This window comes from Pseudomonas sp. G1002 (assembly GCF_013385455.1).
Lineage (GTDB): Bacteria > Pseudomonadota > Gammaproteobacteria > Pseudomonadales > Pseudomonadaceae > Aquipseudomonas.
In genome coordinates, this window is sequence record NZ_JACAPY010000028.1 from 80,403 (window position 1) to 89,410 (window position 9,008).

General features: G+C 60.7%; 8 protein-coding genes and 1 pseudogene. 8 read left to right on the forward strand and 1 reads right to left on the reverse strand.

What is annotated here, in order from left to right:
* Positions 1-38: 38 nt before the first annotated feature.
* On the forward strand, positions 39-317 hold the full coding sequence (locus tag HX801_RS18215) for a hypothetical protein (RefSeq protein ID WP_177022475.1): 279 nt from the start codon (positions 39-41) through the stop codon (positions 315-317).
* Positions 314-802: a PIN domain-containing protein gene (locus HX801_RS18220; RefSeq protein WP_177022476.1), complete on the forward strand. Its 489-nt coding sequence runs from the start codon at positions 314-316 to the stop codon at positions 800-802. The genes HX801_RS18215 and HX801_RS18220 overlap by 4 nt, the downstream gene beginning before the upstream one ends.
* Positions 803-860: 58 nt before the next feature.
* Here the strand turns inward: HX801_RS18220 and HX801_RS18225 are convergent.
* Positions 861-1,101, reverse strand: a pseudogene (locus tag HX801_RS18225) (DUF6124 family protein).
* 600 nt (positions 1,102-1,701) lie between these two features.
* On the opposite strand from HX801_RS18225, the gene HX801_RS18230 reads away from it, so the two are divergent.
* From HX801_RS18230 to HX801_RS18255, 6 genes are all read left to right on the forward strand, one after another.
* A complete protein-coding gene (locus HX801_RS18230) occupies positions 1,702-2,097 on the forward strand; it encodes a DUF2946 domain-containing protein (protein WP_008439034.1) in 396 nt (131 codons plus the stop codon).
* A 46-nt stretch (positions 2,098-2,143) separates the two neighbouring features.
* Positions 2,144-2,626 carry a copper chaperone PCu(A)C gene (locus HX801_RS18235; RefSeq protein WP_177020779.1) on the forward strand — a complete coding sequence of 161 codons (483 nt, stop codon included), beginning with the start codon at positions 2,144-2,146 and terminating at the stop codon, positions 2,624-2,626.
* Positions 2,627-2,690: 64 nt separating this feature from the next.
* Positions 2,691-3,062: a DUF2946 domain-containing protein gene (locus HX801_RS18240; RefSeq protein WP_087693135.1), complete on the forward strand. Its 372-nt coding sequence runs from the start codon at positions 2,691-2,693 to the stop codon at positions 3,060-3,062.
* A 93-nt stretch (positions 3,063-3,155) separates the two neighbouring features.
* Positions 3,156-5,228 (forward strand): TonB-dependent copper receptor, encoded by a 2,073-nt coding sequence (locus HX801_RS18245; protein WP_177022477.1) that lies wholly within the window; start codon positions 3,156-3,158, stop codon positions 5,226-5,228.
* A gap of 116 nt (positions 5,229-5,344) precedes the next feature.
* Positions 5,345-6,727, forward strand: a complete 1,383-nt coding sequence (locus HX801_RS18250) for a PepSY domain-containing protein (protein WP_177022478.1) — start codon at positions 5,345-5,347, stop codon at positions 6,725-6,727.
* 152 nt (positions 6,728-6,879) lie between these two features.
* Positions 6,880-8,985: a TonB-dependent siderophore receptor gene (locus HX801_RS18255; RefSeq protein ID WP_177022479.1), complete on the forward strand. Its 2,106-nt coding sequence runs from the start codon at positions 6,880-6,882 to the stop codon at positions 8,983-8,985.
* The last annotated feature ends 23 nt before the right edge of the window (positions 8,986-9,008 follow it).

The following is a 9,008-nucleotide window of genomic DNA, read 5'->3' on the forward strand; positions in this document are numbered from 1 at the left end:
ACAGTTCAAGCCAGACTCAATTCTATTCAGGAGCTGACATGATAGACGTCAAAGAAGCCGTGCAAGTTGCCAAGGCAGCAGCCAATGACTTTCTCGGCCAGGAAACAGTGCTTCAGGACTTGATGCTTGAGGAAGTCGAGTTAAACCCAGGCGACAAAACGTGGGCAATAACACTTGACTTCAATGTTCCAGCCCCTGATAAATATCAACGATTAGGCGCATCTTTAGCGGGACAAATGTACGCAAGAAAATATAAAACATTCTTCATTGACTCGGAGACTGGCGAGTTCCGCTCCATGAAGATCCGCGAAGTATGATCGAAACATATATCCGGCAATATCGAAGAAAAGGAATCATAGTCGACACTAACCTGCTGCTCTTGGCACTGATCGGAGGCACACCCAGTATTGCAGGCTTCAAAAGAACAAGCGGGTACACCGCCAAAGATTACAAACTTCTGCTTAACGTGATTGATCAATTCGAAAAGCTTATTTCAACTCCTCCTATACTTGCGGAAGTCAGCAACCTTACAAACGGGCTTTATGGGAGCAAGCTACACGACTTCTACGCAACATTAAAAAAATCATTATCGACAGTCATTGAGATTCACTGCCCTGCTCTTGATATAAGTTGCGATTATGAGCTGTCGCCCTACGGACTTACCGACGTCGGTATTATCTGTGCAGCCAAAGATAATTATCTAGTTTTGACAGATGACCTAAGAGTCGCTGGATTTGCTCATCAGCACAGCGTAGATGTCGTGAACTTCAATCACATACGGGAAGCAAGCTGGGACGTTTAAAGGCGTCTCACGGGATCATTCCCACACATCAGCGCAGGAACGATCGATCATCGAAGTGTTAAATGCGTTTTCCGCCACCTTCGTGCACCCGATCAGCCAGTAACTCCGCCAGCTCGATCAACTGAGCGACGCCCCAACAACTCCTCTCGCTTCGATCCTTCCAGGCTAAACGCCAAGTCGCAACTCAGCGCATTGGCCGAGACGAGTGTTTCAATGAGGTTGACCAACAGGTCTTCGGTGCTGATTCCGTCGGCTACGGTGAACAGCCGAAAGGGGGGATTGGGGGTAGGTTTAATCATTGTGAAGCTCCTAAGGGATGTGGAGCTGCCACTGATCGCCGCGACGCGATGGAAGGTGGCAGCTGTGCGCAGGTTCGCGGACCGGTCCCTAGGCAACCCGGCATACCCGAAGGTATCCCGCGCACAGCCACCATAGCGCCGCACAGTAGACGATAAAAAAGCGTCAACTGAAAGCAGACGATGGCGCTTAGCGCCTATAGGATCCGGGCCGCGACGCCCGACCACTGAGTTTGCAGTGGTGTTCGGAGACTAGAGATTGAGTTTCCCAAGGACAACCGCCAATCACTGTCGGAAGTTTCTGTGGAGGGCCGCCACATTCGAATCGAACACAATCCAAACTGTGGGAGCTGGCTTGCCTGCGATAGCATCACCTCGTTCCAGCAGGAAGACCGAGTCGCCTGTATCGCAGGCAAGCCAGCTCCCACAGCATTCAGCTGTCGCACTAAACATCGCGGCCCATTTGAAAAAAATGGAAATCCTTGATTCCCGTCTATCCTCAAACCCAGCACTGCGACACCAAACCACACCGCCCCTTTTTACTTATCCTCCCCGATCAGGCTAAATACCCACCTGATCGCTTAACCCTACGGATTGTCCGCCATGGCCCGTCAACGCTTTGCAATTGCCTGGATAGCCTGCCTTGCAGTGCTGTTCAATGCGTTTGCCATGCCGCTGGCGGGTGCGATGCAGCAGGCGGATGACCCGGTCAAGCAACTGCTGTGGGGCAGTTTCTGCTCCTCCAATGCCAACAAGCTGACGGCCATTGCCCTGGGCAAGCTGGAGATTCCGGCGCCGCAGCAGGACGATCACTCCACCATGCAGCATTGCTGGTGCTGCTCGGGCTCGGCGCCATTAGTGGCGTTGCCGGGGCATTCACCAACACTCTATTTCGCAAGATTCGACGCGGTGCAAGACCTGCCGCCGCCGTCATTGCAATCCCCCACCCCGCGCCAGCAATGGCCGAGCCTTAACCCCCGCGCCTCTCCAACGGTCTGATTTCTTCGCAAGTGAACTGCGTTTAGAACCGTTCTGGAGAACTGCCATGCTCAAATCTTCCCTGCTTCTGGCTGCGTTGTTGCTGCCGGTGTGTGCTGCTGCCAATGCCGAAGACTTCAAGGTCGGCGAACTGGTGGTCAGCGAACCCTGGTCCCAGGAACTGCCGCCCAATGCGCCGACCGTCGCGGCGTATTTCGTGATTCATAACCAGGGCGAGCATGCGGATCGCTTGCTCAGCGTCGACACGCCCGTGGCCGCCAAGGCCGAACTGCATGAGCATGTGATGCAGGGCGATCTGATGAAGATGCAGCAGGTGACCAGCGTCGCGGTGCCGGCCAAAGGTGACCTGGCGTTCGCGCCCATGGCCTACCACGTGATGCTGCTGGACCTGAAGGACCGCAGCGTTTTGCGCGACGGCCAGCATTTTCCGCTGACCCTGAACTTTGAAAAGGCCGGGCCAGTGAAGGTGGAAGTGTCAGTGCAGAAGCAGCCACCCATGGCCGGCCACGAACACATGCACGCCCAATAGATAAACCTTGATGGGCGCCCCACGCGCCAGGTTGTCCCCGCACCGCCGTAAGCCTGTAGGCCTTATGCGCGGCAGCTGGATCAGCCTGTTCGCCATGCTGATGATCTTTATCGGTCCGCTGATTTCCCAAGCGATGCCGATGGATCATCACGCCGGCATGTCGATGGAAATGTCCATGGACGCGCCGAGCTGCCATGGCGCCGCCAAGCCTGCGACCGATCACCACAAAGCACCCGACGAACACCACGTGCTCTGGGAAAAGTGCGGCTATTGCAGCCTGCTCTTCAGTTGCCCGGCGCTGCCTGGCAGCGTGTCGTTTGTCACCCTCGGCAGCCCGCCGCCCGCCAACGCCCTGACCCCCGCCCCACGCCTGGGCCATGCCCGGCAAACCGTGTTCCCCGGTGCCCGCAGCCGTGCCCCGCCCATCATCACGTAAGCACTTCACACCGTTACTTCACCCCGGCCGACTTTAGACAGACAGCCGCAGGCTGCTGGCCGTGTTGTTTACGAATGAATGATGGAATTTTTCATGTCCAGGTTTTCTGCTGACACCCGTTTGGGATGTACTCCCGTTTTCGCCGTTCTGTGTGGCGCGCTGCTGGTTCCACAGGCCCACGCCGACGAACATGCCGACCACAATGAACTGAGCCCGACGGTGATCACCGCCATTGCCCCCAGCTCACCACTGACCGTCGTCACCAACCCGAAAGACCCGCGCCAACCGGTGCCCGCCAGCGATGGCGGCGACTACCTCAAGACCATCCCCGGCTTCGCCCTGGTGCGCAACGGCGGCACCAACGGCGACCCGGTGCTGCGGGGCATGTTCGGCTCACGCCTGAACATCCTCACCAACGGCAGCATGATGCTCGGCGCCTGCCCCGGCCGGATGGATGCGCCCACCTCCTATATCTCACCGGAAACCTACGACAAGCTCACCGTGATCAAAGGCCCGCAAACCGTGCTCTGGGGCCCGGGCGCTTCAGCCGGCACGGTCCTGTTCGAGCGCGAGCCCGAGCAATTCGGCGAGCTGGGCACGCGGGTCAACGCCAGCATCCTGGCGGGCTCCAACGGGCGCTTCGACAAAGTCGTCGACGCAGCAGCCGGCGGGCCGCTGGGTTATGTGCGGGTGATCGGCAACCAGGCCCACGCCGATGACTACAAGGACGGCAACAACGACACCGTCGCCTCGCGCTACGACAAGTGGAACGGCGACGTGGCCGTGGGCTGGACCCCGGACGCCGACACCCTGCTGGAACTCACCGCCGGCCGTGGCGATGGCGAAGCCCGCTACGCCGGGCGTGGCATGGACGGTTCGCAGTTTTTGCGCGAGAGCCTCGGATTGCGCTTCGAGAAGTCAAACATCGGCGAGGTGCTGGATAAGGTCGAAGCGCAGGTCTACTACAACTACGCCGACCACGTGATGGACAACTACACCCTGCGCGTCCCGTCGGGCACCGGGATGATGGCCGGTCCCATGGCAGCCAACGTCGACCGCCGCACCCTCGGCGCCCGTATCAAGGCCACCTGGCGCTGGGCCGATGTGCAGTTGATCAGCGGCATTGATGCGCAAACCAACGAACACCGCGAACGCAGCGCCATGGGCGTCGACACCTACAAGGACCTGCCCCGCAGCAAGGACGCCAACTTCCACAACTACGGGGTGTTCGGCGAACTGACCTGGTACGCCGCCGACCGCGACCGCCTGATCACCGGCGCCCGCGTCGACCGCGCCTCGGCCAAGGATTTCCGGCAAACCATCAGCTCCGGGATGATGAGCAGCCCCAACCCCACCGCCGGTAAAACCCGCGCCGATACGCTGCCGTCGGGCTTTGTGCGCTACGAGCACGATCTGGCGGACAGCCCTGCCACCCTGTACGCAGGGCTTGGGCATTCGGAGCGTTTCCCTGATTACTGGGAGCTGTTTTCTCCCGACACCGGGTCGGTCGGTTCCGTGAATGCCTTCGACGGTGTGAAGCCTGAAAAAACCACCCAGCTGGATTTTGGCCTGCAATACAAATCCGCCGATCTCGACGCCTGGGCCTCGGGCTACGTCGGCCAGGTGCGTGATTTCATCCTGTTCGACTACCAGCCGGGAATGATGGGCACCACCTCCCAGGCGCGCAATGTGGACGCGCGAATCATGGGCGGTGAATTGGGTGCGGCCTACAAGCTGACCGCCAACTGGAAGGCCGATGCCACCTTCGCCTACGCCTGGGGCAAGAACACCAGCGACGGCAAACCGCTGCCGCAGATCCCGCCGCTGGATGCGCGCTTCGGGCTCACCTACAGCCAGGACGACTGGAGCGCCGGCGCCTTTTGGCGGGTGGTCGCGGCGCAAAACCGCATCGACCAGAACAAGGGCAACGTGGTGGGCAAGGACTTCGACAAAAGCTCGGGGTTTGGCGTGTTCTCGCTGAACGCGGCGTATCGCATCAACAAGAATTTCAAGGTCAGCACCGGCGTCGACAACCTGTTCGGCAAGGCGTACGCCGAGCACCTGAACCTGGCCGGCAACGCCGGGTTCGGCTACCCGGCCAATGACCCGCAAGCCATCAAGGAACCGGGGCGCACGCTCTGGACCAAGGTGGACATGAGCTTCTAAGCGCATCGCAGGCAAGCCCGCTCCCACAGTTGCAATGCATTCCCCTGTGGGAGCGGGCTTGCCCGCGATGGCGTCCTCGATAACACAAAAAATCCAAGCCTTTGCGGAGCACCCTGATGAACCCACCGAAGATTTCCTTCTACAACCTGGCCTGGCGCTGGCATTTCTACGCCGGGCTGTTTGTCGCGCCGTTCATGGTGCTGCTGGCCCTGACCGGCATCATCTACCTGTTCAAACCCCAACTCGACCCGCTGATGTACGGCAACCTGCTGACCGTGCAAAGCGCCGAACACGCGCTGAGTGCCGACGAGCAACTGCAACGTGCCCAGGCTGCCTATCCACAAGGCAAAATCAGCAAGTACCTGCCACCTGCCGACGCCACCAGCAGCGCGCAATTCGTGATGCACAACGACGGGCGCGAAGTGACTGTATTCGTCGACCCGTATCGCGGCACCGTGCTCGGCGAACAGGACGCCAAGTACAACCTGCAAGCCATCGCCCGTGCGCTGCATGGTGAGTTGATGATCGGCACCGTCGGCGATCGCCTGGTGGAACTGGCCGCCGGCTGGGGTGTGATGCTGGTGATTTCGGGCGTGTATCTGTGGTGGCCGCGAGGCAAGTCGGCGGCGGGCATTCTGTGGCCACGGCTGGGCAGTCGCGGCCGCTTGTTCTGGCGCGATTTGCACGCGGTCGCCGGTTTCTGGGGCGCGGCGTTTCTGCTGGTGATGCTGCTCAGCGGCATGACCTGGACCGGCTTCTGGGGCAAGCAATACGCCGACCTGTGGAATAAATTCCCGGCGGCCATGTGGAACAACGTGCCGCAGTCCGACCAGCAGGCCCGCAGCCTCAACACCGCAAGCCAACAAACCGTGCCGTGGGCCATGGAAAACACGCCGATGCCGATGTCTGGCGAGCATGCCGAGCACATGAACCACGCCGGCATGAGCCATGGCCCCGCCGCCCCGGTCATCCGCCTGCAACAGGTGGTCGACCTCGCCAACTCACGCAAGGTCGAACCCGGCTACAGCATCACCTTCCCCACCACTGCCGAAGGCGTGTTCACCCTCGCGGTGTTCGCCAACGACCCGCGCAATGACGCCACCCTGCATGTGGACCAATACTCCGGCAAGGTCCTGGCCGATGTGCGCTGGGAGCACTACAACAGCGTGGCGCGGGTTACCGAATCGGGCGTGATGCTGCACGAAGGCAAGATGTTTGGCGTGGTCAATCAGATCATCGTGCTGCTGATTTGCCTGATGATCCTGCTCAGCGCCGTCAGCGGTGTGGTGATCTGGTGGAAGCGTCGGCCACAGGGCAGCCTGGGGGTTCCACCGTTGCGCCATGACCTGCCGAAATGGAAAACCGCGATGGTAATCATGCTCGGGCTGGCGATTGTCTTTCCGCTGGTGGGCGCCTCGCTGATCGTGGTCTGGGCACTGGATCGCCTGGTGCTTTCACGCCTGTTTGGCCAACGTGAATCTGCTTCAGGTTCAGCGTGAAACAGACGAGATGCCCTACCTAGAGGCGTTATGTAGTCTTACGCGGGCTTTCGCCCACGCCGCACAAAGTGTTATATTGTAACACTTAATGTGTTCTCCCACTCGCCGCGCCCTGCGGCGAGTACCGTCTCGAAGAAGCGATTTATCGTCCGATGAACAAGTACCTTGCGTCCGGCCTGTGCCTGCTCGCCCTTCAAAACACTGCCCAGGCCCTGACGCTTCCCGCCAGTGCCGTCTCAGCCCCCGCCGTCGACGACGAGCGCGTCGACCTGAACACCCCGACCACGGCAGGTTCACGCCTGAACCTCACGGCCCTGCAAACCCCGGGCAGCGTTGAAAGCCAGACCGGCGAGCAGATTCGCGCACGGGGCGATGCCACGGTGCAGGACGCGATTTCCCGGGCCACCGGCATCAGCCGCACCGGCACGCCGGGCGACGGTGGTACCTCGTTGTCGGCACGCGGGTTCACCGGCCAGAGCTCGGTGCTGCAGTTGTACGACGGCGCGCGCATGTTCGATGGCGCGGGCACTTCCACCTTCCCGGTGGACACCTGGTCCGTTGAGCGGGTGGACGTACTGCGCGGCCCGGCCTCGGTGATGTACGGCCAGGGCGCCACCGGCGCGGTGATCAACACCATCGCGAAGAAACCCTTCGAGGGCGAGATCGAAAACCATATCCGCCTGGGCTACGGCTCCTATGACCGCCAGCAGCAAGCCCTCGACAGCGGCGGCTCGCTGACCGACACCCTGAGCTATCGCCTGAACATCAACCGCCTGCGCAGCAACGGTTTCATCGACCGCGGCGAGTCCGGCAGCGACTTCGTCAGCGGTGCCCTGCGCTGGCAGGCGGCGGACAACCTGAGCTTCACCCTGGCCTCCGACTACGGCGACCAGACCCCGCAAAACGACTACGGCACACCGCTGATCAACGGCCAGTTGCACAAGGGCCTGCGGGACAAGAACTACAACGTCAGCAACGATATCCAGCACTACAACGACCAGTGGACGCGCCTGACCAGCGAGTGGCAGATCAACGACAACGTCACCGCCACCAACGAACTGTCCTACCTGAAAAACCAGCGGCGCTGGCAGAACGCCGAGAGCTACAACTACGTCGACGGCGGCCTGGTGCGCCAGAGCTACCTGGGCATCAAGCACAACCAGGAACAGGTGGGCGACCGCCAGACCTTCACCTTCAAGCACACGCTGTTCGGCCTCGACAGCCAGACGGTGACGGGGGTGGAGTACAACCGCATTCGCTTCCGCCTGGCCAGCAACTCGCCGTTCGATGACCTGACGAACGCCGGCCAACCGGTGGACATCAACCACCCGGTACCGCAGCCGTTTGAAAGCGCCAGCCCCTTCATTCCGCAGTCCGTCAGCACCACCAAACAGCTGGCTGCGTTCGCCGAAAACCGCCTGCAACTGAACGATAAACTGTCGCTGATCACCGGCGTGCGCCGCGATTACCTGCACATCGACAGTGACTCCCTGGTGGATGGCAGCGACTCCAACAAGACCTTTACCGGCAACAACTGGAAAGCCGGCCTGGTCTACGCGATCACCCCGGACACCTCGGTCTACGGCCAATACGCCACCAGCACTGACGGCGTTGGCAGCCTGATCACCCTGAGCCCGAGCCAGCAGCAGTTCGGCCTGTCCACCGCCAAGCAAACCGAGATCGGCCTCAAGCAGGCGTTCTGGGATTCCCGTGGTGAATGGACCCTGGCGGCCTACCACATCGTCAAAAAGAAACTGTTGGTGAGCGTTCCAGGCACCACCCTCAAGGAACAAGTCGGCCAGCAATCCTCCAACGGCCTGGAAGCCAGCCTCGACCTGCAACTGCCCGATGCCTGGCAACTGCAAGCCAACGCTGCGATCGTGCGGGCGCAGTACGACGACTTCTCCGAAGTGGTCAACGGCCAGACCGTGTCCCGCGACGGCAACCGCCCCACCGACGTGCCGCGTCGCACCGCCAACCTGTGGCTGAGCAAGGCCATCACTGACGACGTGCGTGCCGGTGCGGGTGTGCGTTATGTAGACTCGCGTTTCGCCAACACCGCCAACACCAGCGAAGTGCCGAGCTACACCGTGGTCGACGCCAGCGTTTCATGGAAAGCCATGCGCAACACGACATTGGGCCTGCAATTGAATAACCTGTTCGACCGCACTTACGCCGTCAGCCAATACAACGACGGCCAGCAATGGATCCTGGGCGAGCCGCGCTCGTTCTTCGTGACGGCGGACTACACCTTCTAACTGAACGCAACACTGTCCAAATG